The organism is Acinetobacter sp. X9 (assembly GCF_054889255.1).
In genome coordinates, this window is the sequence record NZ_CM142679.1 from 3,394,406 (window position 1) to 3,419,932 (window position 25,527).

The window sequence follows — 25,527 nt, forward strand, 5'->3', positions numbered from 1 at the left end:
ATGTTATTCCTATACCAATAAATTTAAAAATCAGGCTTTAGCCAAGTTCAACAGATAAGCCTTCATCTCATCTAATTGTGTTGCTCTCAGGTCTGATTCCTCATCCCAATAAAGCCCTACACAGTTTGCCTGCATATCAATAGCATAAATCCCTTTTAATGCAATGGGAGAATCATTAAATTTCTCATCACCCTGAACCACTTTTAATTTGCCGTCTATAACGCGAGCACGCATTAAAGATAAACGGGCATCGGGAATCAATACACTATAATAAGCAACCATGCTGGCACGCTTTTCAGTCGCCATTGGGACATGTGTCCATTCAGGTGCAACGATTACACGTGGGTGTAAACCCATTTTACGAGCTTTATCACGCATAATACCAAGTGCCTTTTCACGTGGGCTCACTCTTAAACCAAAAATGGAGCCTAGTACGAAAAGAACAATGATAACGGTAACCCAAATTCCCATATTGTCCATAGCAAAACCTATTAATCTCTTTTATTAGAGTTGCATAAGCTGACCAGAAAACGCAAGTTTCATCATAAAAATAATGCCCGATACAGGGGCAAGCTTCAAAATAGCCAGATTTCACCATGCAAATTGCAATGAGTGGACTCAAATATCATTAAGGATTCGGATGTCCATCAACAAGTGTCAGCTTTCCAAACTGGTCAATATGAGCATCCCCCCATTGTTTTAAAGCAAACAGAATTTTCTCAAGACTTTGTCCTAAATCAGTCAGGCAATATTCCACTTTAGGCGGTACCTGAGGATAGACTTCTCTATGAATAATTCCATCTTGTTCCAATTCACGTAGCTGATTTGTCAGCATTCTTTGGGTAATGCTCGGAACACGCTTTCGGATTTCGTTAAACCTCAAGGTGCCTTCATTAAATAAATGCCAAAGAATGACGCATTTCCATTTTCCATCAATCAAGCTAATCGCCGCCTCCACTGAACATCCTGGAGAGCAATCAAAACTTGAGTGTCTTGCTTTTGCCATTTTACAGTATCCTTTTTGACACTATGAGCGTTATTTGTCTGTAGTCACTTATTTTAAGCTTACGTTATGATCAAACTCTCAACAAGAGGAATGATAATTATGAAAGCTGTGGCATATCAAAAAGCTGGTCCCATTACATCGCCAGAAGCACTCGTTGATATTGAACTCGATGCCCCTATTGCTGAAGGACACGATTTACTTGTTCGTGTACAAGCTGTCTCAGTAAATCCGGTAGATACTAAAATTCGAAAGAATGTAAGCCCTGAGAATAATCAGTGGAAAACTCTTGGCTGGGATGCAGTAGGTGTAGTTGAAGCGATTGGAGATAAAGTTACTCAATTTAAGATTGGTGATATTGTTTGGTATGCAGGTGCTCTTAATCGTCAAGGTAGTAATAGTGAATTGCAATTGGTTGATGAACGGATTGCTGGCCATAAACCAAAAACTTTAGAAGCAACCGAGGCGGCAGCTCTCCCTTTAACTGCAATCACGGCTTGGGAGATGTTATTTGATCGCCTGCAAGTTCCAAAGAACGCGCCAGAAAACACAACAATATTAGTGATTGGTGGAGCTGGCGGTGTTGGCTCAATCACCATTCAACTTCTTAAACAGCTGACTAACCTAACAATTATTGCAACAGCTTCACGAGCAGAAACTCAAGACTGGGTTAAGCAACTTGGAGCAGATTATGTATTAGATCATAGTCAGCCTTTAGCAGCCCAAATCAAGCAATTAGATTTAACGGCACCTTTATATGTGTTCTCGACTACTCAAACAGACCGACATTTAGCAGATATTGTAGAGTTGATTGCACCGCAAGGTCGTTTTGGACTTATTGATGATCCTGAACAGTTAGATATCAAACCGTTTAAAACCAAGTCTGTATCTGTACATTGGGAATTTATGTTTACACGTTCAATGTTCCAGACCGAAGATATGACAAAACAAAGTGAACTATTAAATGAAGTCAGCAAGCTGGCTGATGAAGGAAAAATCAAAACAACTGTGACTGAAGTTATAAGTCCAATTAATGCTGAAAATTTAAAACGAGTTCATCAGCAAATTGAAAGTGGTACAACAAAAGGTAAGATCGTCTTACAAGGTTTTTAAACAAAATTGGAAATATTCCCGAATAAAAAGGCAAGTATCGAACTTGCCTTTTTATTAATAGTGGGGAGGTTTATTCGTTAATGGATCAAAAGGTGCAATGCCTTCTGACAAATCCGACGATTCCACACGTTGATAAAGAAATTGCATTTGTTTTTTCAAATCAGCTATTTCTTGAGTTTGAATAGCGAGTTGTTGATTTAATTGTTCAACTAAATCATCCAAAAATGTAATTCGCACTTGCAAATCTTCAATGGGTGCGGAAAATGACGCTTGATCATCATGATATGGTGGTTTAGTCATTTAAATCCTCATTTGAGATTCTGGAAAACATTATGGCCTATATTACCCTAAGGGATGTCCAACTTGCTTTTGGCGGACCTGCCCTGCTCGATGGCGCGAACTTTAATCTAGAACGTGGCGAACGAGTCTGTTTAATTGGTCGTAATGGTGAGGGTAAGTCTACTTTACTTAAACTGATCGAGGGAAGCCTATTACCGGATTCTGGTGAAGTTTCCATTCAAAATGGTTTAACTGTTTCAATGTTAGCCCAAGACGTTCCAATGGATTCAGGTAAGGTTGCTGACATTGTGGCTGATGGCGCAGGCGAAGCTGCCGAAGTACTCAGAGCTTATCATGAAGCAACTGATGCTTGTATGCTGGGAGATATGGAAGCTTGCGACCGTATGGGCAACCTACAGCATAAGCTCGACCAACTCGACGGCTGGGCACTTGAAAATAAGGTCAATGCCCTGTTAAGTAAAATGGGACTCGATCCAAATGCAGATTTGGCAGATCTTTCAGGTGGACGTAAACGCCGTGTTTTACTCGCTCGTGCTCTTTTAACGCAGCCAGACGTATTACTTCTAGACGAACCAACGAACCATTTAGATGTTGAAAGTATTGAGTGGCTAGAAAAATTCCTACTCGATCAAAATAATTTAACTCTACTATTTATTTCGCATGACCGTTCTTTTGTAGACAGCATTGCGACTCGAATTGTTGAACTTGATCGCGGCATTTTACGCGGCTACGAAGGCAACTATTCACGCTATTTAGAGCTTAAAGCTCAACAAATGGAAGCAGAAGAGAAACAAAATGCTTTATTTGATAAGAAATTAGCTGAAGAAGAAGCTTGGATTCGCCAAGGGATTAAAGCTCGTCGCACGCGTAATGAAGGTCGTGTTCGTGCCTTAAAGGCATTACGTGAAGAATCGAAAGCTCGTCGTTCACAACAAGGCAAAGTGAGCATGGCGACTCAAGAAGCAAATCGCTCTGGTAAATTAGTATTTGATATTGAGCACCTAAGCGTATCTTATGATGATAAACCGCTTATTAAAGATTTCTCTACGCTAGTCATGCGTGGCGACCGTATTGGCCTAGTCGGTGATAACGGTGTCGGTAAAACAACCTTAATTAAAGCCATTTTAGGTGAAATCGAACACGGTGGTTCTGTTAAGACAGGTACACAGTTAGAAATTGCTTATTTTGATCAATTACGTAATGCCTTAGACCTTGAAAAAACAGTAATGGCAAACGTTTCAGAAGGTTCTGACTTTGTTGATGTAAATGGTAACCGTCGTCATATCTATAGCTATTTACAAGATTTCTTGTTCTCACCTGAACGTGCACGTACACCAGTAAAAGCCCTTTCTGGTGGTGAGCGTAACCGTATTTTGCTTGCTAAATTATTGCTTAAACCATCAAACCTGATTGTGATGGACGAACCAACCAATGACTTGGATATGGTGACTCTTGAGCTACTTGAAGAAATGCTTTCTGAATATAAAGGTACCCTATTACTCATTTCACATGACCGTGCATTTATGGACAACGTCGTAACATCGACTTGGGTCTTTGATGGTAAAGGCAATATTGCAGAGTACATTGGTGGCTACCAAGACTATTTGCTGCAACGTCCAGATGATAAAGTCGTAGACCAAAAGTCTGACGTTAAAAAAGCTCAGGCAAAAGCCGAAGCTGAAAAAGCCGCTGCACAAAGTAACGTTAAAAAGATCAAACTGAGCTATAAAGACCAACGTGAACTTGAGCAACTTCCTGCCGAAATCGAGAAACTGGAAGTTGAACAAGCAGAACTTTCTGACAAGCTGGCAGATGGTTCATGGTTTGTCAGTAATGCCGATGAAGCAACTAAAGCAAGTCAGCGTCTCGCAGAAATTGAAGAGGTATTACTTGAAAAATTAGAGCGTTGGGATGAACTTGAGCAAATGAGTAAAGGAAATTAATTTGTGTTCTTTCCTACAATTTAAATAACAAAAAAGCCTCCTTAAATTAAGGGGGCTTTTTATAGAATATCTATAAATTTGAAAGCTAAAAATCTATGAAAAATACATGATGAGTGATTAAATGTAGTCAGCCTTAATAGTTTAAAATATAGCTCTAATTGAATATAAGACTTATAAAAATAATTATGTTATATCTACCAATATAATAATATTCGAGTATTTTTTATGCTAGATCTTTCTCAAATTTTAGCATTCGGATTAATCTGCTTGGCAATGGTGCTTACCCCTGGCCCAAACATGATTTATCTTATTTCTCGTTCAATTTGCCAAGGAAAAACGGCGGGATTTATTTCACTCGCCGGTGTTGGCGTTGGCTTTGTATTTTATATGCTTTGCGCTTCTTTCGGGATTACAGCACTTATTGTTGCTGTTCCTTATGCTTATGACACCATCCGTATTGCAGGGGCAATTTATTTACTCTGGCTAGCATGGAAAGCACTACGTCCCAATGCATCCCCAATTTTTGATGTAAAACAATTATCAATAGACTCCCCAGCTAAACTATTTTTAATGGGTTTTGCTACAAATCTACTTAATCCTAAAATTGCGATTATGTATTTATCGTTATTGCCACAGTTTATTCACCCACAGCAAGGCAGTATTTTATGGCAATCCATTCAGCTCGGCACTATTCAAATTTTTGTTAGCGTCTCGGTAAATGCGCTGATTGTGCTTTCTGCGGGTAGCATTGCCCTTTTTCTTCAACAAAAACCTCTTTGGGCAAATATACAACGTTGGCTTATGGGAACAGTGCTAGCTGGGCTTGCTGTTCGTATTCTTTTAGAAAATCGCCGATAACCGCGTTTTACTTCCTTATCTTAACCACTCAATTCAACAGTGTATTACGACGATAAATTCAGTTCGTGATACACTTTTGCCAGTTTTAATTTTGAATTCTTTATATCGTTATGAGCCAAAAGCAGACTTATACGCCCGGTGAATTTCAATGGTCCTTTTTATTACCTAAATATTGGGGTATTTGGATTGCCATTGTTTTTTTAATGCTTTTGGCTATTTTACCGTGGGCAATCCAATGGCGTCTGGCTCATGGCTTAGCAAATCTGGCTTGGAAATATTTAAAATCTCGCCGAAAAACGACTATTCGTAATTTAGAAGTTTGCTTTCCTGAATGGTCAGCCGAAAAAGTACAGCAACAAGCTAAGCAAGTTTTTGTAGATATGATGCTTGGTATTTTTGAGACATTAAACGCATGGTATAAGCCTTACTGGTTTAAAAACCGTGTCACCATTGAGGGCTTAGAACACATTACCAATGCTCAAGCTCAGGGCAAAGGCGTTTTATTATTGGGTACTCATAGTACGCTTCTTGATGCGGGTGGGTATGTTTGTGCTCAATATTTCGAGCCAGATGTTGTGTACCGCCCTCAAAATAATCCATTGCTCGATATGCTGATTTATCGTTGCCGTGGCACCATTTATAAAGCACAAATCGACCATGATGATATGCGTGGTTTAATTCGTCACCTTAAAGATGGCGATGCAATTTGGTATAGCCCCGATCAAGACTTTGGACTCAAGCAAGGGGTGATGGCACCATTCTTTGGTGTGCCAGCGGCCACAGTAACTGCTCATCGTCGTTTATTAAAAATCTCTAAGGCAGTTGCAGTTCCTTTATATTTTTATCGTCACGGTGATGTACAAGACCCTAAATATCATATTTTGATTGAATCTGCGGTAGACAATATGCCAAGTGAAGATGAAATCGATGATGCAACTCGAGTTAATAAAATTATTGAAAATCAGCTTCGCATCGCACCAACTCAATATATGTGGTTCCATCGTCGTTTTAAGACACGTCCTGAGGGATATGAAGAGATTTATTAAGATAAAGCTGTAATGATTTTAAATTGATGACAGACACAGCCTTAATTTAAAGTGAAATTCAAATACTATCGAATAGGCAGACCTTACTTTTCAAGGATAAAAAGTAAGCAAAAATCCTTTGTTCCGCTGATGTTACTTCCTTGTAACACAGCGAAACAGCGACATCCATGTCGCTAGCACGATAGTAAATTCCGGATAATGATTTAGTTTGAAATGATGTATCTATAGATGGTCCATCTTTTATGAATGTATAAGGCAAAAAACAATGAAAGTGATGCAACTTCTCCCAGAACTCAATAGCGGTGGCGTAGAACGCGGCACGCTAGAAATTGCACGCGCACTTGTTGCACAGGGCCATCAATCTCTAGTTGTGTCTAATGGCGGACGATTAGTGTCTCAACTTGAAGCTGAAGGTTCTATTCACTTAACGCTACCAATTCATAAAAAATCACTTTCAAGCTTGTGGCAAATTTGTCCTTTACGCCGGCTGATTGAACAGCATCAACCCGATATTGTTCATGTGCGCTCTCGTGTACCAGCTTGGCTTACTCACTTTGCCTTAAGAAAAATACCTGCAAACAAACGCCCTCACCTCATTAGCACTGTACATGGTTTCTATTCAGTTAATCGTTATAGTGCGATTATGACTCAAGCTGAAAAAGTGATTGCTGTTTCTGACAGCGTGGTTAAATATATCACTGACCATTATAAAAACTGCCCACCGCAAGATATTGTGCGGATTTATCGAGGCATTGACCCAGCTGCTTTTCCACATAATTACCAACCCTCAGCACAATGGTTTAACCAAGTTTTTAATGACTTTCCTGAGCTCGAAAATAAGTTTTTACTTTGCTTACCTGGTCGTATTACACGCTTAAAGGGGCATGAAAGTTTAATTGAACTAATGCAACAACTTCAGTCGCAATATCCTCAGCTACATGCGGTTGTTGTCGGTGGTGCTGATGCCAAAAAGCAAGCTTACTTAAGTGAATTGCAAAGTACTATTCAAAGCAAAGGGCTCGCAGATAAAATTACCTTCGTAGGTCATCGCTCAGATATTCGCGAATGGCTCGCTTTTAGCGATACTGTGCTCTCTCTATCCAATCAAGCCGAAACATTCGGTAGAACAGCCTTAGAAGCGCTTTCAGTGGGTACGCCAGTCATTGGCTGGAACCGTGGCGGTGTTGCCGAGATTTTATCGAATGTATACCCACAAGGTCTTGTTGAAGCAGAAAATGAAAGAGCATTAATCGAGACTGTAAAAAATCATATTGAACAACCTCAAATCGTTGCTCCTGTCACTATGTTTAGCTTAAAAGATATGTGTGATCAAACACTAGAACTATACCAACGCGTTTTGAAATAACCCCAATAAAAAACCCGCAATATTCGCGGGTTTTTTACAACTAAAAGAAAGCCATCTTATTTAAATGTTGCTTCATAAGCAGCAGCTTTTTCAGAGTCGTATTGTTTTTCCCATTTACTGATTACAAGTACAGCAAGTGCGTTACCAACAACGTTCAACGCAGTACGAGCCATATCCATAATACGGTCAACACCAGCAATAAATGCTAAGCCTTCTACAGGAATACCAACACTACCTAATGTCGCTAATAACACAACAAATGATACGCCAGGAACACCAGCAATACCCTTAGAAGTAATCATTAATGTTACAACCAAAATAACTTGTTGGCTGATTGACATTTCAATACCGTAAAGCTGTGCAATAAAGATTGCCGCGATACTTTGGTAAAGCGTAGAACCATCAAGGTTAAATGAATAACCAGTTGGAATCACAAAGCTGGAAATTGCTTTTGGCGCACCGTAAGCTTCCATTTTTTGCATAATACGCGGTAATACTGTTTCCGAGCTTGCCGTTGAATATGCCAAAATCAATTCATCTTTTAAAATCTTAAATAAGATAAAGATGTTGATTCCAAACATTTTTGCAGTCAAACCAAGCACAACAAAAGCAAAGAAGAAGATTGCACCGTAAACTAATACAACTAATTTACCTAATGGAATAAGTGAAGCAAAACCGAAGTTTGCAACAGTTACAGCGATTAAACCAAATACACCCACTGGTGCATATTTCATGATGATGTGCGTTACGCGGAACATCGTTTCTGAAACTGCATGAAACACATTTAACAATGGGTCTTTAGTGGTTGCTGGCAAAGAAGATAAACCAATACCAAATAGCACAGCAAAGAAAATCACAGGTAACATTTCGCCATGCGCCATTGAACTAATAATGTTCGTAGGGATAAGCGATAATATTGTTTGAATTAAACCATGTGACTGTGACTGAACTTCTTCAGTTGTATGCTTATATTGAGAAATATCCGACTGCACCAACTGAGACATATCAATGCCTGAGCCTGGGTGGAAAATATTTGCTGCAACCAAGCCAACCAAAATAGCAATAGTCGTAATAATTTCAAAATAGAGAATGGTTTTAAAACCAAGTCGCCCTAAACTTTTCGTACTGCCAACACCTGCAATACCTAAAATCAAGGTAGAGAAAACGATTGGAATAACAATCATTTTAATCAGGCTAATAAAGATCTTACCAAGTGGGGTAAGAACATTATTCACAATACTGTCTCTGATTTCAGGCTGGTTATGTAAAACAGCCCCGACAACTATCCCTAGGATTAAAGCAATTAAAATTTGCCAAGCAAGGCTAAATTTAAAATTCTTCATAAGACAATCCTTATGCACCGCAAAGTATCAAATATGAGAGGGAGAAGAACACTAACTAAGAGTGAAACCTCAACATGTACAGTAATTTCCAAACAGAAATTTAAATGTACAAACAAATCACAACCCGCCGATCCGGCGAAGTAAAAAACAATGCCTGTTGACGATCCAACATGTCAACGATCGGCACATTCTATTGAGATTTATTAATTAAACAACCCCAATTTATCTTTAAATAAATTAAAGCCTATATTTATTCATCAATAACCTATAAAAACAAAAACTTAGATAAAAAAATTTTTGTATCTTTTTTCATTTAAAATTGCGCACATGTACATGAAAATTTATGAAGGCTTAACGCGAATTAAATAGATTTTAAAAATAAGATAATCTTGGAAATTTTTATTTGATTTACAATAAATTTAATAAGGTATATAAAAATATCAACCCGAGTTCTGCGTCCTGCAAAACTCGGGTAAATGAGGTTGTGCTTTCAGGTTAATAATTATTTTTATCGTTTCCGTTCCAACATCTGATCCGTGATGCTATTCCATATCAGCGTTATGTATCCTTACTTGGGATTATCCATTCCCGGTTCCGTGTGCCGATGAATGTAGAATAAGGTTTTTATAACCCCCTGCCTATTCGCCCTAGACTCAAATCTTTGTACGATATTGCTTACATCACTTTTTATATTCTTTTTATTTATAAGTCTGTGCAATTTTATCAGTTACTACTTTTTCTTCAGCTTCAGCCTTTGCAATTCCTTCTTGGATGGCTCTTTGCGCCTCTTCTTCATCATCTTGAGTTTGTTCCAGTTCCTCTTGAATATGCTCAAATATTCGACCAGTCTGCAAAACCACATAGACAGGAAAGTGATCAGATCCAATATGAGGTAAACGCTGCATCTTCACTAAACCGAAGTCTGTACTATGGAAAATATGGTCTAAAGACCAGCGCAATAAAGGATAGTCCGCATGAAAAGTATTAATAAAATGTCGCCCAACACGCGGGTCAAGCAATCCACTAATCCGTTGAAATAACCGTGTAGTACGTGACCAAGCTACATCGTTTAAATCTCCCATCACAATACAGCTTTCATCTAGATCTTTAATTTGGTCGCCCACAATTAAAAGTTCAGCATCGCGTAGAGTTGAATCCTTCGCCTCAGTTGGACTAGGTGGCTTAGGATGCAAACAATAGAGTTGAACAGGCATACCAGATCGTAAAGTTACAGTGGTATGTATAGAGGGAATTTCATCACTGAGAATAAATTTAACTTCAGTATTTGATAAAGGTAGACGGCTATATAAATGCATGCCGTAGAGGTTATCTAAAGGCACAGGAACACGATAAGGATAGACACCTTCAATCTCTCTTAAAGCATTTTCCCACGTCGTATCACTTTCCAATGTAAGCAGCAAATCTGGTTTCAATGTCCTGATCTGTTCAAGCAATAAATGATATTTATCATTTGGGGTTAGAACATTTGAAACGATTAATGAAATCTGCTTTTGTGGATCTAATTGAGACTGCTTTACCTGTTTAACCTGTTTTTTCCAAAACAAGGTATAAGGCAAAATCATTTTAAGCTGATAAGCAATAGCCGCGATGAGCACAGCCAGCACTACTTCACGCCAGAGATTCCATTCGTCGGGCCAAAACAGCATTCCTATAAAGGCTAACAGACCAACAAATAAAATCTGCAACCGAGGAAAGTCGGCACCACGAAACCACCACTCATCACGAGGAATAAGTGACCAGAAACTTAACCAAATCACCAGACCAGCTAGAACTTCGATATAAATCATTGAATTTTCTCTTTTAAGATGATTTGTTTTTTAAAGTTTTTGTCATCTTTATCAATTTTGTATGTAACATAAACAAGATATTCTACTCAATAAACATGGTGTTTTGTTTCTGTAACGCTTGCAGTTGTGGACACTTTTGATACACTCAACTCCCCCTAACAATTTTAACGCACCGAGGCAAAATGACATGAAAGTAGGTCTGGTCGGTTGGCGCGGGATGGTCGGTTCCGTCCTTATGCAACGTATGGTTGAAGAGAATGATTTTGCTCATATTGAGCCATTTTATTTCTCTACCAGTAATGCAGGTGGTGAAGCTCCTTCATTTGGTGGTAAGACTGCCCCAGCACTTATGGAAGCTACAGACATTAATAGTCTGAAGCAAATGGATGTCATTATTACCTGTCAAGGTGGTGACTATACGTCTGAAGTTTTCCCACAGTTAAAAGCGACTGGTTGGGATGGTTACTGGATTGACGCAGCTTCAACTTTACGTATGTCAGATGATGCAATCATCGTTCTTGACCCTGTAAACCTTAACGTTATTAAAGACGGCTTGGTTAACGGCACCAAAACTTTTGTGGGCGGTAACTGTACAGTATCGCTTATGTTGATGGGTGTAGGTTCACTTTTCCAAAACAATTTGGTGGAGTGGATGACTGCTATGACTTATCAAGCAGCATCAGGCGCTGGCGCACAAAACATGCGTGAGCTACTTACTGGCATGGGCTACTTATACAACAATACTAAAACATTGTTAGATGATCCTAAATCTGCAATTTTGGATATTGATCGTCAAGTTGCCGAGTTACAACGTGGTGAAGGTTTCCCATCTGCAAACTTTGGTGTGCCATTAGCTGGTTCATTGATTCCTTATATTGATAAGCAACTTGAAAGCGGCCAGTCAAAAGAAGAGTGGAAAGGTCAAGTTGAAACCAACAAGATCTTGGGTAACTCACAAATTGTTCCTATCGACGGCCACTGTGTCCGTATTGGTGCGATGCGTTGCCACTCTCAAGCGCTGACAATCAAGTTGAAAAAAGATGTACCACTTGATGAAATCGAAGATATGATTCGTACTTCAAGCCAATGGGCGAAAGTTGTACCAAACACTCGTGAAGCGTCTATGACTGACCTTACACCTGTTGCTGTAACTGGTACTTTAACTGTGCCTGTAGGTCGTCTACGTAAACTCAACATGGGTAAAGAATATCTAGGTGCATTTACAGTGGGTGACCAGTTACTTTGGGGTGCTGCTGAGCCTTTACGTCGCATGTTACGTATTTTAGTTGAATACAAAAGCTCATAATTTGATTTGAATTATTCAGTCAAAATAAAAAGCCGATCACATTAGATCGGCTTTTTCGTAACTGGTTTGTGAAAATTTTACAATTTATTTACATTTCATTATTGTATAATTTTGAACGACTTTACGACTTATTAGGTCATGGATTGAGATGACTGTTTATAACAAATTAAAAATTGCCATTTTCACCATTATGTCTTCGCCTTCTCTTTATGCGATTACATTAGACCCTATACAAATTCAGTCCGCACCCGGCGATTTGTTATATGCAGAAATGAATTTCCAACAAGCTGACCCTAACGCAACTTTACAAGTCAGTTTAGCAACTTCTGAAGATTTAAGTACTCTAGGTGTGTCTCATCAGCCTCCAGGAAATCTTAATTTTTATACACGCCAAAATGGTCAAGGTTCAGGGGTTATTGTGATTACCTCATCTCGCCCTATTCTTGATCCTGAACTCAATATTGTGGTGAAAATTAGTGAAGGTTCTGCCACACGTTTGCAGCATATTAAAACTTTAATTAAGCCTTCTTCTATAAAAAAGACTGAAAATAACGAAAGTACTTTATCACCTCAGTTTATTGTCAATGAAAAAGACATTGCTCTAAATCTGCCAGAAAGTACTCGATATGCATCACCAACTTCGGCCTCAACTACAAATAATTCGAATGGTGAACACAGTCTTAATATTAACTCTGGAACTGCTCCAGCTGTAAATACAAACTCATCCAATACACTTAGTGCAAATTCTTCTAATCAGGTTGCTCAACAAGTTACAACAGCTACTGCTCCTAATCAGACAGTAATAGAAAATCAAATTAAACCGACTCCCCCTAAGACAGATACAAATGATTCACCCAAAACTTCTATCAAGAATCTAATATCGCAAAAGAAATCACCATCTAAAAAGCCTCTCAACCAAAATCCTGCGAAGAAACAATCTCTAAGTTCCTACAAAGGGCCAGCAACATCAGGTAAGTATGTGGTACAGCGAAATGAGTCTTTATGGAGCATTGCTAATCGTATTGCAGCACAGACCAAACAACCTGTTGCGAAAGTCATGCATGATATTCAAACACAAAACCGACATGCTTTTATTCAAGGTGATGTAAATCGTTTACGTCAGGGAATCGCCCTTAACCTAGCTCACACTCCTACTGCCAAACCTCAGCAAAACAAGTCAAAAACAGACATAACACATACTGCAAAATCAACTTCTGGCAAAGCTAAATACCGTTTACAACAAGCGGAAATGAGTATCGTAGCTGAAAACAGCCAAAATTCTAGCCATGGGAGTGCTAAAAAGAGCACACAACAAAGTCAAAACAATACTGAGTTAGCAGTAAAAGTTATGACAACAAGAGAAAAAACCGTTACATTACAACGGAATGTAACCAAACTAAATCAAACTTTACGTTTAAAAGACCAACGTATTCAACTTTTGAATGCGCGTTTAGCAGAGTTACAACAGCAGTTACAAGCACAGCAACAGGCTCATAAGCAAAAACATTAAGTTAAAACCAGAGTTAGCTGACTTTATATTGCAAATATTTATTTTTTAAGGGGAAAGTAATGTTATATGTGATTCCGTTTATCATATTGCTCGTGGTCGCTGTTGTTTTAAAAAAGCGCGAGAATAATCAAAAACAAGAGGCCACTTCCCCGAAGACGGTAAATAGAAAAACCAATAAAAAAGCGAACTCTAAATCAACTAAAAACTCGCGTGAAAAAACTAAAGTAAATGTAGTTGAAGAATCTATTCCCTCTACTCCACAAAGCAGTCCTGTTCCAGATGCTGTTCGTCAGAAGATTCAGCTACTTATCCAAGAAAGACAATTCTCAACCGCTGAAGCTCAAGTCAATCAGGCGCTGAAAAAAGATAATACCCAACATGAACTGTATTTATTACTTCTTGAGATTCATATTGCTCAAAAAGATGAATTTGCGATTCAGCAACTTGTTAGTCATATTCGCAGCTTGGCATTAAATGAAATAGCTACTCAAGCAGAAGCTAGAAAAAAAGAATATGAGTCATCAAGACAACCCGATGCTATTGATTTTCCTCAAGCTAAAACATATGAAGAACCCAAAGATACTCCAGACACAACTGCTCAGTTTGATCAGTTAACAGCAAGCTCTTCTGAAACTTCTTTTGATGACTTGCAGAAGGACTATACACCTGTAAAACAAGAACCTACTGTTGAAGTTGAACCTTTAGAATTTAACTTTTCATTTGAACAAACTGTAGTTACAGAAAATACTAGCCAACCTGTACACGAACCAGAACTATCAACATCGCAAGAAGTACTAGATTTATCGTCATCTCAAGAAAAAAACGATCTCGCTGATTTAGAGTTTTCTTTTGACTTGGCACCTTTACATGAAACTAAGGAAAGAACTCAAGTAGTAGAAGTACCAGCAAATCAAGAGAATAACGCCAATGCATTAGATTTTAATCTTGAATTAAATCCGCCAAATACAGAGTCGAAATCTAATGAACAAGTTCCACCATTAGATGGGCTTAAATTAGTAGAACAAACTCCATTAGAAACGACACCAATCGCACCTCTAGAGTTCTCATTAGATGAGTCTGCGTTAGTTATAGCACCAGAGATTGAAACTCAAAATCATATAGATTTAGTAAGCAAAGAGTCTGTTCAAGATCAGATAAAAGATCCACTTCTTGAAGCCTTTCCAGAGTTAAAACAGTTAGATGAAAATGAACTCGATTTAAAACTGGCTGAGCAATATATCAAGTTAGGCGCTTACCCAGCAGCCCAAGCCTTATTAGCAAGCAATGAGCAAAAATTCAACACAGAACAACAACAACGCGCGAAAAACTTACTTAATCTCATAGCTTCTTAGAACTGTTCGATTTACCATAAGCAGTCAGAAATGACTGCTTTTTTATGCCTGCAAAAAATATGAAAAAAATAGCCTTATTTTATATGGGTGGTACTTTTGGTTGCATTGGTGAACCTCTAGCTCCTATGCCTTATGAACAATTCTTGCCTCAACTTGAAAAAGTGATTCCCCCACACTTAACAGTTGACTGCTTTGCCGCACCTAATATTGTTGATAGCAGTGCATGTACGGCACCTGACTGGTTACGCCTGATTCAACGCATACAACAACTACAACTTGAAGGTTACCAGCATTTCGTTGTTATTCATGGTACAGACACGCTCAGTTATGCGGCTGCAACCTTAGCTCGCTTTTTAGGCCAAAGCTGTCATATTGTGATTACCGGTAGCCAATATCCGTTACTTAATATTCAAGGTGATAATACCCGTGAATTTACGGATGCAATTGAAAACTTATATCTTGCATTAGAACAAGTGATTGCTCTACCTGTAGGTGCTTATCTCGCATTCCACCATCAAGTATTCCATGCGCAAACTGCATTAAAAACGCATACGACCGAACTCGATGCGTTCTCAGGGTTAAGTAGTGAAACTGAGTTTACACCTCAGCAAAATGAATTGATCGTACAAGATGCTCAAATTGAACGAGCTGCTTCCTTCCAGATTTTAAACTGGATGATGCAACCGATTGCAACACAGCACTTAATACAGCAATTACGTCACTTACTTCCTGCCCCACCACACTTTTTAGTGTTACAAGGTTTTGGTACTGGCAATATTGCAGTAAACCAAGAATTACTCGCAACATTAGATGAGCTTTACGCACGTGGCTGCGTTCCGATTCTTACGACTCAGGTGACATTCGGTGGTATTGATCAACGTTATGCGATTAGTGCCTGGGCTAAAACTGCAAAAATTGTCATTAGTGATGCACATAGTCATGCAGATCTCTATGCAAAAGCACTTCAAATCTATTTAAAATACCCAACCCCAGAACAATGGCTAAGCCATTGGAATGAAAATTTGCATTAAATAGAGGTAAAGCTATGCAACGTTATGCAGTCGGTATTGAATTTAGCGGAGTTCAATACCGAGGTTGGCAAACACAACAGCCAGGCGTTGCCAGCGTTCAGGAAACGATCGAGCGTGTACTGAGTAAAATTGCAGATGAACCCATTGCACTTCACGGTGCGGGGCGTACTGATGCGGGAGTACATGCAACAAATATGGTGGCGCACTTCGACACAAACGCTATTCGTCCAGAAACGGGGTGGTTAAGAGGGGCAAATAGCCAACTACCTAAAGATATTTCCATTCAGTGGATTAAACTGATGGATGAAAATTTTCATGCCCGTTTTAAAGCGACTGCTCGACGTTACCGCTATATCATCTATAACGCCCCCCATCGCCCAGCACTATTACATAAGCAAGTTACGCACATTTATCAAAAGCTAGACGTGCAAAAGATGATTAAAGCTGCCAGTAAGTTCGAAGGAACGCATAACTTTGAAACTTTCCGCGCAGCAGCATGCCAGTCAAACCAGCCTGTTCGTCATGTAAAACATTGCCGATTATTTGAACACGGACGCTATTTAGTTTTAGATATTCAAGCAGATGGTTTTTTACACCACATGGTGCGTAATATTGTCGGTTGCTTACTCGAAATTGGTCAAGGTATGTATGAGATTGATCATATCGATGCAATGTTTGCAGCGCAGGATCGTAAGGCAGCTGGGGTAACTGCTCCACCCGATGGCCTTTATTTTATTCAGTGTAACTATCCTGAGCAGTTTGATTTGCCGCAGCCACCACTTGGGCCACATTGGCTAAACTTACCTGAGTAAGCTTAGCCAACTTTACATATACTTATCTAGCGATGCTGTTTACGCTTGCGGTATTCCACAGGTGTTTCATTCGTCCAACGCTTAAATGCACGATAGAACGTACTTGGTTCAGAGAAACCTGTTAAATACACAATACGTTCAACACTCTCATTGGTATTTGCCAAAAGCTTTTTAGCTAAACGACAACGATAGTCAGAAAGTATTTGCTGGAAGCTGGTATTTGCTTCACTTAACTGCGTCCGTAAACGACGCGGTGTAATATTTAATTGTGCCGCTACCGTTTCTAGCGTCGTTTCTCCACTTTCAAGCGTTGAACCAATCGCACGGCGAACTTCCCCCACCAAATCATAGCGGGCCAATTCCTGCAATTTCTCAATTGCGAGCTGCTCATGCAATTGTAATAACTCAGGCTCTGCTTGCCAAAGCTGGAAATCCAAAATAGCTGGGTCAAAATATAAACGTGTCTCTTTCTGACCTAAGCTAACCGGGCAGCCAAATACACGGAAATATTCATCCTCAGAAGCTCCTTCGCTAAAATTAAAATCGATGAAGATAGGATGAAATTGCCCTTCAGTAATGAACTTAAAAAATCTAAGCACGCCCGAAATTGCACATTCAGAGAAATGGCGATTAACGAGATTGTCAGCACCAATTTGTTCACCATTGGTTAAATAACAACGCCCTTCCTCAACGACTAGTTTTGCATCAAAAGCATCACTAATGAGTCGCTGATAAGCTAAAGCCCGTTTTAGACCTTCACCAAAAGTTTCACTACTAATAAATAGATGTTCAATCACCTGCCCTCGATACAAAGGCAAATGTTCACCTAAATGCAGACCGATATCTGGATCTTTACTGACTTCCTGAGCGGCAGTCCAAAAGGCGTACTGTGCACTTAACGGTGTACGTGCATTGGTATCGACCTGATTTAAAGCAACTCCCGCTTTGGTTAATATTTCTTCTGTTGGCAAACCCGCACGACGAATCGCTTGGTAGCCAAAGCGTAATACAACTGATGCATCTGTTAGCTGACCCACGCAGTGCCCTTCCATGTAGATACTTCATTGATATTTAGGGCTGTTGACCTTTATGCAATTAACAGTCCCTAATAACTATGATTTTAGATTAGCGTTGATTGACCAAACTGACAACAGAATTACACTTCTTTTGTGAAAAAAATTACATCTTTTTTTATTAGTCATACTTTAACCAGATGCTTTAGCAGAAGTGTGTCTATCTTGTTTTTTTTAAAAAAATTGACTATAATTTGCGCCTTTCCAATTTGATCATCAGGTAGGCTATGGCCAATAAAGAGGAACTCATTGAGTTCGAAGGCGTTGTCACCGAAACGCTTCCTAATACGATGTTCCGTGTACGTCTTGAAAACGGTCACGAAGTTATTGCACACATTTCTGGTAAAATGCGTAAACACTATATTCGTATTCTTACTGGTGACAGTGTAAAAGTCGAAATGACTCCATACGACTTAACTAAAGGTCGTATTACGTACCGTGCTCGCTAATTAGTGAATGCAAAAAAGCCACTTCATGATGTGGCTTTTTTATTGCGTCCTTTATTCATTTAAGCGACTGGTTTTACATCCTACCGTTTGGCATTCACGCAATCTTTCTTGCAGCCAATGGTTTCTTTCTTGCGTTGTCTGTAAACGACATTGCACGTCTACACTATTTCTATTTGAATCTGTACACTCTGCGTCACGTTGACGTATCCATGCAAGCTGAGACTTCTTAAGAATATTTTTCTGCGCGGTGTTTAACTTTACTCGCAGTGCTTGATAATTCTTATTCAGATCAGCATCAGCACTCGCATAAATTTTATTTGTACAGTAAATATCATCGTAAGTATTACGGGCACTATCACAGTTATCTGCATACACCACCGTCATGCCAAAGCCGCATAAAAAAGCAAAAACTATTTTTCTCATGCTTTTCTTCCTTAAGTTTTCTATGAAATTATTATTAAAGTGATTCGGATGTAATTGATAAATCGAAAGACAAATTTACCTTCCATTTATCATAATCCTCCTTTTTTACTTTACAAGCTTGTAAATACAACTTATTGTTCTTTAATAATAAATATAATTTTATATAGTGAGAAAAATGAACATATATACCCGCTGCCAAATTGGCTTATTATCTTTCATCATTATTTTTCTTAACGGTTGTGCTAGCCACCCACGTCAATCCGTAGATTTACAGGAATATTTAAAAGGCTTTTTAGGTAAATCCTCGGCGACCATTCAACAAGATATCAACCTACGTAGTCTTGGTTTTCAAGTCGCCAATACACCGCAAAAAACATCCAATCAGCTCATCTATACAATATTGCGCCCTTTAAGCATTCCAATTCCGATGGTGAGTAATGTTGATATGAGAGGAAGTTCTATTCCTGTCCAATCAGGAAATCTGAGCGGCAATTCTTATGATATTAATTTCAATTGCAAAGTGATTTTTCAGCTTAAAAATGAAATTGCCGAGTCAATCTTATATGAGGGTAAAGCCTGCTAAAACATTGGCACAAAAAAACGCAGCTCAACGCTGCGTTTTTTTGTAATAATCTTTTAAGCAAGAGCAGCTACAACAGCCTCACCCATTTCAGCCGTACCTACTTTTGTCATACCTTCAGACATAATATCTGCTGTACGCAAACCTTGATCAAGCACTTGACCTACTGCATCTTCAATTGCTTTTGCAGCAGCTTCTTCACGGAATGTATAACGAAGCATCATTGCAACAGAAAGAATAGTTGCTAATGGGTTCGCCACATTTTGACCCGCAATATCAGGTGCAGAACCATGGCAAGGCTCATACATACCTTTGCCATTTTCATCTAAAGATGCTGATGGCAACATGCCGATTGAACCTGTAAGCATTGCTGCTTCATCAGATAAGATGTCGCCAAATAAGTTACCCGTTACGATCACGTCGAACTGCTTCGGCGCACGTACAAGTTGCATTGCAGCATTATCGACATACATATGTGAAAGCTGAATATTTGAATAATTTGCTTGCTGTAAATCAGTGACTGTTTGCTTCCAAAGCTCTGTAACTTCCAAAACGTTAGCTTTATCTACAGAACAAACCTTTCCACCACGTAAGCCTGCAAGTTCAAAAGCTACTTTTGCAATACGCTTAATTTCGCTTTCAGAGTAAACATCGGTGTTATAACCTTGCTTTTCGCCGTTTTCGAGTTCACGGATACCACGTGGCTGACCGAAATAGATACCGCCAGTCAATTCACGAACAATTAAAATATCTAAGCCAGCAACAATTTCAGGCTTTAAGCTAGAAGCATCTGCTAATTGCGGATATAAAATCGCTGGGCGCAAGTTAGCAAACAAGTTAAGTTCACTACGAATTTTTAAAAGACCACGTTCAGGGCGAATAGAACGCTCAATGGTGTCCCATTTTGGTCCGCCTACCGCACCTAATAAAATTGCATCAGCTTTTTTTGCTTGTTCACTTGTTACTGCTGGGTACGGTTCACCATGCGCATCAATTGCCGCGCCGCCTAATAAGCCATGTTCCCAAGTTAACGATAAATTAAATTTTTCATTTACTGTATTTAATACTTTTTCTGCTGCCCCAACAATTTCAGGACCAATACCATCACCAGCTAAAATTAAAATCTGTTTAGACATGAACTTTTTCCATTTTCCAAAGACAAGCAGTGCTACAACTACCGCGGTGTTAGTTTTTTCTGCTCAAGGAATTCACCTAGTCCCGTTGTAACATCAAATGGTCGACAAAAACGGCGGATGACACGCCCATCTTGTTCTAAATCGACACATAATGGATCTGGTACAGAAACATTCAGCAAACTACCCGAACGGTTAGATTTGTCCCGGTACATTTTAAATGTATAGCGATGGTTAGCATTAAACTGGTGAATCACATGAAATGTTTCTGCACGATCTGGAGAGATCGGATAGAAACGAATCACCACTTCATATTGTTTAGCAGGCACAGATAAATATAAGCTGTTAGTTTGACTAAGCACTGAACCTTGTAATCTCACAATCCCTTGATGAATTGCCTGATTACTAATTCTTCGTGTTTGCGCATCCACTACAGTAATATCATTTAGTCGTTCAAATTCACAACTCTTCGCGCCCGAACAATATATTGCTGCATTCTGCCCCAAATTTTCTTGTTCAGCCTGCTTAATGCGGACAGTATCCACTACATTGTAAGTGCTTTGACAAGCACTGAGTGTTATTGCGCACAGGCTCAACAAAAAGCTATGAGTAACGTTCCTCTTCATTGTTCAAGCCCAATCCTCATCTAGTGCATAATTCTAAGGTGTTTTTATGCTTTAGCATGTTAGCAAGAGTTTGAACGCTACGCCATGGCTATGTTTAAAATGTACCGAAAGGTTAATTCAACTCTTGGAATACCCAAGGACGAACTTGTTTAGTTTTATCTTCATAAGCGCGAATTGCGTCCGCATTTTGAAGAGTTAAACCAATATCATCCAATCCATTTAATAAGCAGTGCTTACGAAATGGATCAACTTCAAATTTAAACGCTTCACCTGTTGGCGTACGCACTTCTTGAGCGGCTAAATCAATTGTTAATTGATATCCCTCATTAGCGGCACATTCTTTAAATAACTGCTCAACTGTTTCTTCTGGCAAAATGACAGGTAACATGCCATTTTTGAAACAGTTATTAAAGAAAATATCAGCAAAGCTTGGTGCAATAACCGTACGGAATCCATATTCATTTAATGCCCAAGGCGCATGCTCACGGCTTGAACCACAACCAAAGTTAGTACGAGCAATTAAAACTGTTGCTCCTTGATAACGAGGCTGGTTTAAAACGAAATCCGGATTTTTTGGACGTACTGAATTGTCTTGTCCTGGATAACCTTCATCTAAATAACGAAGTTCATCAAATAAATTATCGCCAAAACCAGTGCGTTTAATCGACTTTAAAAACTGTTTTGGAATAATTAAATCTGTATCAACATTGGCACGATCTAATGGTGCAACGACACCTTGTTCAACTGTATAAGCTTTCATGGTTTGCTCCAGATCGAATTAAAATGAACGAACATCAACGAAGTGACCTGCGATTGCAGCCGCTGCCGCCATTGCCGGGCTTACTAAGTGAGTGCGACCACCATTGCCTTGACGGCCTTCAAAGTTACGGTTTGATGTTGATGCACAGTGTTCACCTGGTTGTAACTTATCTGCATTCATTGCTAAACACATTGAACAACCCGGCTCACGCCATTCAAAGCCAGCTTCCAAGAAGATTTTATCTAAGCCTTCTTTTTCAGCTTGTTGTTTCACTAAACCAGAACCCGGAACAATCATAGCTTGCTTAATGGTAGATGCCACTTTACGACCCTTAACCACCTCAGCCGCAGCACGGATGTCTTCAATACGAGAGTTCGTACAAGAACCAATAAAGACACGATCAAGCTGAATATCAGCTAATGCTTGACCCGCATTTAAACCCATATATTGATAAGCACGTGTCCAATCATTACGTTGAACGTCATCTTTCGCTTGTTCTAAAGTTGGCACAGCTTCAGTAACTGGAATAACCATTTCTGGTGAAGTTCCCCAAGATACTTGTGGTTCAATTTCTGCGCCATTTAACTCAACTACAGCATCAAACACAGCATCTTCATCTGAATGCAATGTGTTCCAGTAAGCAACTGCTTGTTCCCATTGCTCGCCTTTTGGTGCGTAGCTACGGCCTTTCACGTATTCAATAGTTTTGTCATCAACTGCAACCATACCGACACGAGCACCTGCTTCAATCGCCATGTTACATACCGTCATACGCCCTTCAATCGACATATCACGGAAAACTTGGCCGCCGAATTCGATTGCATAGCCTGTACCACCAGCAGTACCAATTTTACCGATAATCGCCAAGACAACATCTTTTGGTGTTACGCCTTTACCCAATACGCCATCTACACGAACTAACATGTTTTTAGATTTTTTCTGAATCAAGCATTGTGTTGCTAACACATGTTCAACTTCAGATGTCCCAATACCATGCGCCAAGCAACCAAAAGCACCGTGAGTTGCTGTATGTGAATCGCCACATACGACCGTCATGCCCGGTAAAGTTAAGCCCTGTTCAGGCCCAACTACATGCACAATCCCCTGACGAATATCATTAATACTAAACTCAACAATATTAAAGGCTTTACAGTTGTCATCTAAGGTTTGAACTTGAATACGAGATGTATCATCTTCAATACCAGCGATGCCTTGGTCACGTTCCTTTTTAGACGTTGGAACATTGTGGTCCGGTGTAGCAACGTTTGCACTTAAACGCCATGGTTGACGATCCGCAAGTTGCAACCCTTCAAATGCTTGTGGACTAGTCACTTCATGCAATAAATGACGGTCAATGTATAGTAAACATGAGCCATCATCACGCTGTGAAACAACGTGCTCATCCCACAATTTGTCATATAAAGTTTTGCCTGCCATGTCGTCTTGCTCCATTGGACTGGGTAATTCTGATCTTTATTCGATTATAGCCAGAGTTTCACATAAATCTAATTTATCATTTTTATAAATTAGAAAACTTTTTGGAATAAATTATAATTTCTGCAAGGCACATCAAATTTAATAAATCGTTTTTGCTAATGATTATCATTTGCATAATCAATTTTTAATCTTATACTCTAATGCCTATACTAAAAATATCTAAAGTGGCTAAAGAGAATGATCATGGCTAACATCCAAAAATTCGTTATAAATAATCAACGTACCTTAAAGAAAACCTTAAGCTATTACATTATGCATATTACTGTCGCAATGCTAGTTGCATACTTTGTAACAGGTAATATCTGGATGGCTTTAACATTAAGTATGCTTGAACCAACCGTACAAGCTTTTGCTTTTTTCTTCCATGAAAAAGTTTGGGCTGCTAAAGATCGCCGCGTATCAGCCTTAGCTGAAAAAGAAACAACGGCTTAGGCTAAGATTAGTGCGGTAATTCACAACTTTCTCACTCGTTTTGCTGCAAGCATGATACGATTTTGGCTCGGCAACTTTAGCCCCTCGATTTTTCTATTCCAAGTTGAGTTGTATTATGAATCTTGCAGCCTTTGAAGCTTTTGTAAAAGTTATGGAAACAGGGTCTATCTCTGTGGCAGCAGATCAGTTATTTATTACTCAACCTGCTGTTACCAAACGAATTCACAGCTTAGAAGAATATTTTGGCGTAAAACTATTTGAATCTGCAGGCCGAGGTGTTCAGGCAACTCATGCCGCACATTCATTACTTCCTAAAGTTAAAAACTGGTTAAATGAGCTGGGTGATATTCACCATACGCTGAGCCATGAACAAACTCAGGTACAAGGCCGCTTGAAAGTCGGTACGAGTCACCATATTGGTTTGCACCATTTACCCGCACCACTTAAGCATTTTGTTCAGCAATTCCCTCAAGTTACCTTAGATGTGCATTTTGTTGATTCAGAGCAAGCCCATGAACAAGTATTGGCTGGTGATTTAGAACTAGCATTTTTAACGCTTCCTCCTTCAGGAGATGAGCGTCTTAACTACATTACAATTTGGAATGATCCTTTAGTTTTTGTTGCTGCCCCTTTTCATCCGCTGGCACAAAAGAAGAATCTTACCTTACAAGATTTAATTGAATATCCAAGCTTATTACCCGCTGCACAAACTTATACTGCTCAAATCACTTTAGCTGAGTTTGAAAAACAAGGACTTAAACCAAAAATCACCATGAGCAATAACCCTCTTGAGTCTATTCGCATGTTAGTCTCGATTGGTTTGGGTTGGTCAGTTTTACCAAAAACTCTATTGAATCAGGATATGCAGCAGCTTGATTTAAATGTTGAGATGAATCGTCAATTAGGTATGGTTTGGCATCCTGCACGCACTCAATCTAGAGCCATGCAGGAGTTGATTAAAATGATGCAGGATGCATAAAAGACTCTCATCTAATCATCTAATCGAATTTAATTTATCCAAGCTTTAAGAGGCTTCTAATTTGTTGCACCATTTGATTTTCATCAAGCATATGGTGTGGAATCGTCATCGTTAATAGCTGATCTGATCGAAAATGGCGGTCTACTTCAAGCATAACGTGAGTTTGATTAGGTTCAGCAACAAAAGATACCTCAACTTCATTAAATCCGCTAAACATATGTGAAGAGACAAATTCAAGCTCTTGGTAACAACCAATGGTTGATCTAAAATTTCGCGCAGTAAGCTGCCCTTTTTCTACATCTACTGTCGATAAAACAAAGCCACATCGCTGCATAGCCTGTAGAAACATTTGCATGGCTGGAGTTGGCAGAACTTTTAGATAATCACGATCAGTTGCATCTAATCCCCAATCAACATCCATATGGGTTTGAATCCAAACACGTGCACCATTTCTTCGACAAGCAACCTCTGTAATCGGTGTCTCAAATGGTAGTTGAATACTAAAAGGGAAAGAATGCGCTTGATGTGCCGGCAAGAGGAATCGAGAGTTCACTAACCACTCTTGTAAAACTAAAGGTTGGTTAAACTCATGATCACCAGATTCAACTTCTGCCATCGTCACCAATTGCAAATAAAGACCATTAATCTCTTTATCAGATGATCCACCTTTAAAGCTAATTTCCCCATGCAATGTGCTACCAGCTTGCAAGCTTGGGTTCTGCAAAACGGTTTCTACCGTCACACCTTGAAGACCCAAACCAGACATAATTTTACTAAACATTTT

Annotated in this window: 26 protein-coding genes; 14 read left to right on the forward strand and 12 right to left on the reverse strand. The window is 39.2% G+C overall.

Going from position 1 to position 25,527, the window contains the following annotated elements:
• Positions 1-30 precede the first annotated feature (30 nt).
• A complete protein-coding gene (locus ACYU0V_RS16165) occupies positions 31-480 on the reverse strand; it encodes a hypothetical protein (protein WP_004842579.1) in 450 nt (149 codons plus the stop codon).
• Positions 481-628: 148 nt separating this feature from the next.
• Positions 629-1,006 carry a winged helix-turn-helix transcriptional regulator gene (locus ACYU0V_RS16170; protein ID WP_032035382.1) on the reverse strand — a complete coding sequence of 126 codons (378 nt, stop codon included), beginning with the start codon at positions 1,004-1,006 and terminating at the stop codon, positions 629-631.
• Positions 1,007-1,105: 99 nt separating this feature from the next.
• Here ACYU0V_RS16170 and ACYU0V_RS16175 point away from each other — a divergent pair, with 99 nt between their 5' ends.
• Complete coding sequence (locus ACYU0V_RS16175) at positions 1,106-2,116, forward strand: zinc-binding alcohol dehydrogenase family protein (RefSeq protein WP_461848237.1); 1,011 nt, start codon at positions 1,106-1,108, stop codon at positions 2,114-2,116.
• A 54-nt stretch (positions 2,117-2,170) separates the two neighbouring features.
• Here the strand turns inward: ACYU0V_RS16175 and ACYU0V_RS16180 are convergent, their stop codons facing one another.
• Entirely contained in the window at positions 2,171-2,416 is a 246-nt protein-coding gene (locus ACYU0V_RS16180; protein WP_002115104.1) for a SlyX family protein, read from the reverse strand.
• A gap of 32 nt (positions 2,417-2,448) precedes the next feature.
• On the opposite strand from ACYU0V_RS16180, the gene ACYU0V_RS16185 reads away from it, so the two are divergent.
• From ACYU0V_RS16185 to ACYU0V_RS16200, 4 genes are all read left to right on the forward strand, one after another.
• Positions 2,449-4,359, forward strand: coding sequence for an ATP-binding cassette domain-containing protein (locus ACYU0V_RS16185; protein WP_347746092.1), 1,911 nt, complete (start codon positions 2,449-2,451; stop codon positions 4,357-4,359).
• 225 nt (positions 4,360-4,584) lie between these two features.
• Complete coding sequence (locus ACYU0V_RS16190; RefSeq protein ID WP_032035385.1) at positions 4,585-5,217, forward strand: LysE family translocator; 633 nt, start codon at positions 4,585-4,587, stop codon at positions 5,215-5,217.
• Between the two features lie 110 nt (positions 5,218-5,327).
• Positions 5,328-6,263 carry an LpxL/LpxP family acyltransferase gene (locus ACYU0V_RS16195; protein WP_317808476.1) on the forward strand — a complete coding sequence of 312 codons (936 nt, stop codon included), beginning with the start codon at positions 5,328-5,330 and terminating at the stop codon, positions 6,261-6,263.
• 265 nt (positions 6,264-6,528) lie between these two features.
• A complete protein-coding gene (locus ACYU0V_RS16200; protein WP_461848239.1) occupies positions 6,529-7,629 on the forward strand; it encodes a glycosyltransferase family 4 protein in 1,101 nt (366 codons plus the stop codon).
• 56 nt (positions 7,630-7,685) lie between these two features.
• Here ACYU0V_RS16200 and gltP read toward each other — a convergent pair whose 3' ends face one another.
• A complete protein-coding gene (gene gltP / locus ACYU0V_RS16205) occupies positions 7,686-8,972 on the reverse strand; it encodes a glutamate/aspartate:proton symporter GltP (RefSeq protein ID WP_033849512.1) in 1,287 nt (428 codons plus the stop codon).
• Between the two features lie 698 nt (positions 8,973-9,670).
• Complete coding sequence (locus tag ACYU0V_RS16210) at positions 9,671-10,780, reverse strand: endonuclease/exonuclease/phosphatase family protein (protein ID WP_461848242.1); 1,110 nt, start codon at positions 10,778-10,780, stop codon at positions 9,671-9,673.
• Between the two features lie 187 nt (positions 10,781-10,967).
• On the opposite strand from ACYU0V_RS16210, the gene asd reads away from it, so the two are divergent.
• The 5 genes from asd (at position 10,968) to truA (ending at position 16,791) form a co-directional block, all read left to right on the forward strand.
• Positions 10,968-12,086, forward strand: coding sequence for an aspartate-semialdehyde dehydrogenase (asd, locus tag ACYU0V_RS16215; protein ID WP_005066045.1), 1,119 nt, complete (start codon positions 10,968-10,970; stop codon positions 12,084-12,086).
• 148 nt (positions 12,087-12,234) lie between these two features.
• Positions 12,235-13,596, forward strand: coding sequence for a type IV pilus assembly protein FimV (locus tag ACYU0V_RS16220; protein WP_461848244.1), 1,362 nt, complete (start codon positions 12,235-12,237; stop codon positions 13,594-13,596).
• Positions 13,597-13,655: 59 nt separating this feature from the next.
• Complete coding sequence (locus ACYU0V_RS16225; protein WP_461848246.1) at positions 13,656-14,948, forward strand: hypothetical protein; 1,293 nt, start codon at positions 13,656-13,658, stop codon at positions 14,946-14,948.
• A 59-nt stretch (positions 14,949-15,007) separates the two neighbouring features.
• Complete coding sequence (locus tag ACYU0V_RS16230) at positions 15,008-15,979, forward strand: asparaginase (RefSeq protein ID WP_068565334.1); 972 nt, start codon at positions 15,008-15,010, stop codon at positions 15,977-15,979.
• Between the two features lie 14 nt (positions 15,980-15,993).
• A complete protein-coding gene (truA, locus tag ACYU0V_RS16235) occupies positions 15,994-16,791 on the forward strand; it encodes a tRNA pseudouridine(38-40) synthase TruA (protein WP_005079200.1) in 798 nt (265 codons plus the stop codon).
• A gap of 26 nt (positions 16,792-16,817) precedes the next feature.
• On the opposite strand, the gene ACYU0V_RS16240 is transcribed toward truA, so the two are convergent.
• Positions 16,818-17,828, reverse strand: a complete 1,011-nt coding sequence (locus tag ACYU0V_RS16240; protein ID WP_005066032.1) for an AraC family transcriptional regulator — start codon at positions 17,826-17,828, stop codon at positions 16,818-16,820.
• A gap of 263 nt (positions 17,829-18,091) precedes the next feature.
• On the opposite strand from ACYU0V_RS16240, the gene infA reads away from it, so the two are divergent.
• Entirely contained in the window at positions 18,092-18,313 is a 222-nt protein-coding gene (infA, locus tag ACYU0V_RS16245; protein ID WP_001284370.1) for a translation initiation factor IF-1, read from the forward strand.
• Positions 18,314-18,364: 51 nt separating this feature from the next.
• Here the strand turns inward: infA and ACYU0V_RS16250 are convergent, their stop codons facing one another.
• On the reverse strand, positions 18,365-18,736 hold the full coding sequence (locus ACYU0V_RS16250; protein ID WP_199977386.1) for a lysozyme inhibitor LprI family protein: 372 nt from the start codon (positions 18,734-18,736) through the stop codon (positions 18,365-18,367).
• Positions 18,737-18,911: 175 nt separating this feature from the next.
• Between ACYU0V_RS16250 and ACYU0V_RS16255 the strand changes: the two genes are divergently transcribed.
• A complete protein-coding gene (locus ACYU0V_RS16255) occupies positions 18,912-19,319 on the forward strand; it encodes a hypothetical protein (RefSeq protein ID WP_461848251.1) in 408 nt (135 codons plus the stop codon).
• A gap of 53 nt (positions 19,320-19,372) precedes the next feature.
• Here the strand turns inward: ACYU0V_RS16255 and leuB are convergent, their stop codons facing one another.
• From leuB to leuC, 4 genes are all read right to left on the reverse strand, one after another.
• Positions 19,373-20,452: a 3-isopropylmalate dehydrogenase gene (gene leuB, locus ACYU0V_RS16260; RefSeq protein WP_002114882.1), complete on the reverse strand. Its 1,080-nt coding sequence runs from the start codon at positions 20,450-20,452 to the stop codon at positions 19,373-19,375.
• Between the two features lie 38 nt (positions 20,453-20,490).
• Positions 20,491-21,075 (reverse strand): hypothetical protein, encoded by a 585-nt coding sequence (locus ACYU0V_RS16265; protein ID WP_069141732.1) that lies wholly within the window; start codon positions 21,073-21,075, stop codon positions 20,491-20,493.
• Positions 21,076-21,187: 112 nt separating this feature from the next.
• Positions 21,188-21,835 (reverse strand): 3-isopropylmalate dehydratase small subunit, encoded by a 648-nt coding sequence (leuD, locus tag ACYU0V_RS16270; protein ID WP_461848253.1) that lies wholly within the window; start codon positions 21,833-21,835, stop codon positions 21,188-21,190.
• Positions 21,836-21,853: 18 nt separating this feature from the next.
• On the reverse strand, positions 21,854-23,272 hold the full coding sequence (gene leuC / locus ACYU0V_RS16275) for a 3-isopropylmalate dehydratase large subunit (protein WP_461848254.1): 1,419 nt from the start codon (positions 23,270-23,272) through the stop codon (positions 21,854-21,856).
• A gap of 237 nt (positions 23,273-23,509) precedes the next feature.
• On the opposite strand from leuC, the gene ACYU0V_RS16280 reads away from it, so the two are divergent.
• Positions 23,510-23,764 (forward strand): DUF2061 domain-containing protein, encoded by a 255-nt coding sequence (locus tag ACYU0V_RS16280; RefSeq protein WP_017482004.1) that lies wholly within the window; start codon positions 23,510-23,512, stop codon positions 23,762-23,764.
• A gap of 115 nt (positions 23,765-23,879) precedes the next feature.
• Entirely contained in the window at positions 23,880-24,743 is an 864-nt protein-coding gene (locus tag ACYU0V_RS16285) for a LysR family transcriptional regulator (protein WP_005066023.1), read from the forward strand.
• 34 nt (positions 24,744-24,777) lie between these two features.
• On the opposite strand, the gene ACYU0V_RS16290 is transcribed toward ACYU0V_RS16285, so the two are convergent.
• On the reverse strand, positions 24,778-25,524 hold the full coding sequence (locus tag ACYU0V_RS16290) for a sporulation protein (protein ID WP_002115100.1): 747 nt from the start codon (positions 25,522-25,524) through the stop codon (positions 24,778-24,780).
• Between the last annotated feature and the right edge of the window lie 3 nt (positions 25,525-25,527).

What these genes read in the sequence shown, in the direction of transcription:
- ACYU0V_RS16165 (WP_004842579.1), bottom strand. Translation starts at nt 480, where the DNA reads ATGGACAATATGGGAATTTGGGTTACCGTTATCATTGTTCTTTTCGTA.
- ACYU0V_RS16170 (WP_032035382.1), bottom strand. Translation starts at nt 1,006, where the DNA reads ATGGCAAAAGCAAGACACTCAAGTTTTGATTGCTCTCCAGGATGTTCA.
- ACYU0V_RS16175 (WP_461848237.1), top strand. Translation starts at nt 1,106, where the DNA reads ATGAAAGCTGTGGCATATCAAAAAGCTGGTCCCATTACATCGCCAGAA.
- ACYU0V_RS16180 (WP_002115104.1), bottom strand. Translation starts at nt 2,416, where the DNA reads ATGACTAAACCACCATATCATGATGATCAAGCGTCATTTTCCGCACCC.
- ACYU0V_RS16185 (WP_347746092.1), top strand. Translation starts at nt 2,449, where the DNA reads ATGGCCTATATTACCCTAAGGGATGTCCAACTTGCTTTTGGCGGACCT.
- ACYU0V_RS16190 (WP_032035385.1), top strand. Translation starts at nt 4,585, where the DNA reads ATGCTAGATCTTTCTCAAATTTTAGCATTCGGATTAATCTGCTTGGCA.
- ACYU0V_RS16195 (WP_317808476.1), top strand. Translation starts at nt 5,328, where the DNA reads ATGAGCCAAAAGCAGACTTATACGCCCGGTGAATTTCAATGGTCCTTT.
- ACYU0V_RS16200 (WP_461848239.1), top strand. Translation starts at nt 6,529, where the DNA reads ATGAAAGTGATGCAACTTCTCCCAGAACTCAATAGCGGTGGCGTAGAA.
- gltP (WP_033849512.1), bottom strand. Translation starts at nt 8,972, where the DNA reads ATGAAGAATTTTAAATTTAGCCTTGCTTGGCAAATTTTAATTGCTTTA.
- ACYU0V_RS16210 (WP_461848242.1), bottom strand. Translation starts at nt 10,780, where the DNA reads ATGATTTATATCGAAGTTCTAGCTGGTCTGGTGATTTGGTTAAGTTTC.
- asd (WP_005066045.1), top strand. Translation starts at nt 10,968, where the DNA reads ATGAAAGTAGGTCTGGTCGGTTGGCGCGGGATGGTCGGTTCCGTCCTT.
- ACYU0V_RS16220 (WP_461848244.1), top strand. Translation starts at nt 12,235, where the DNA reads ATGACTGTTTATAACAAATTAAAAATTGCCATTTTCACCATTATGTCT.
- ACYU0V_RS16225 (WP_461848246.1), top strand. Translation starts at nt 13,656, where the DNA reads ATGTTATATGTGATTCCGTTTATCATATTGCTCGTGGTCGCTGTTGTT.
- ACYU0V_RS16230 (WP_068565334.1), top strand. Translation starts at nt 15,008, where the DNA reads ATGAAAAAAATAGCCTTATTTTATATGGGTGGTACTTTTGGTTGCATT.
- truA (WP_005079200.1), top strand. Translation starts at nt 15,994, where the DNA reads ATGCAACGTTATGCAGTCGGTATTGAATTTAGCGGAGTTCAATACCGA.
- infA (WP_001284370.1), top strand. Translation starts at nt 18,092, where the DNA reads ATGGCCAATAAAGAGGAACTCATTGAGTTCGAAGGCGTTGTCACCGAA.
- ACYU0V_RS16250 (WP_199977386.1), bottom strand. Translation starts at nt 18,736, where the DNA reads ATGAGAAAAATAGTTTTTGCTTTTTTATGCGGCTTTGGCATGACGGTG.
- ACYU0V_RS16255 (WP_461848251.1), top strand. Translation starts at nt 18,912, where the DNA reads ATGAACATATATACCCGCTGCCAAATTGGCTTATTATCTTTCATCATT.
- leuB (WP_002114882.1), bottom strand. Translation starts at nt 20,452, where the DNA reads ATGTCTAAACAGATTTTAATTTTAGCTGGTGATGGTATTGGTCCTGAA.
- ACYU0V_RS16265 (WP_069141732.1), bottom strand. Translation starts at nt 21,075, where the DNA reads ATGAAGAGGAACGTTACTCATAGCTTTTTGTTGAGCCTGTGCGCAATA.
- leuD (WP_461848253.1), bottom strand. Translation starts at nt 21,835, where the DNA reads ATGAAAGCTTATACAGTTGAACAAGGTGTCGTTGCACCATTAGATCGT.
- leuC (WP_461848254.1), bottom strand. Translation starts at nt 23,272, where the DNA reads ATGGCAGGCAAAACTTTATATGACAAATTGTGGGATGAGCACGTTGTT.
- ACYU0V_RS16280 (WP_017482004.1), top strand. Translation starts at nt 23,510, where the DNA reads ATGATCATGGCTAACATCCAAAAATTCGTTATAAATAATCAACGTACC.
- ACYU0V_RS16285 (WP_005066023.1), top strand. Translation starts at nt 23,880, where the DNA reads ATGAATCTTGCAGCCTTTGAAGCTTTTGTAAAAGTTATGGAAACAGGG.
- ACYU0V_RS16290 (WP_002115100.1), bottom strand. Translation starts at nt 25,524, where the DNA reads ATGTTTAGTAAAATTATGTCTGGTTTGGGTCTTCAAGGTGTGACGGTA.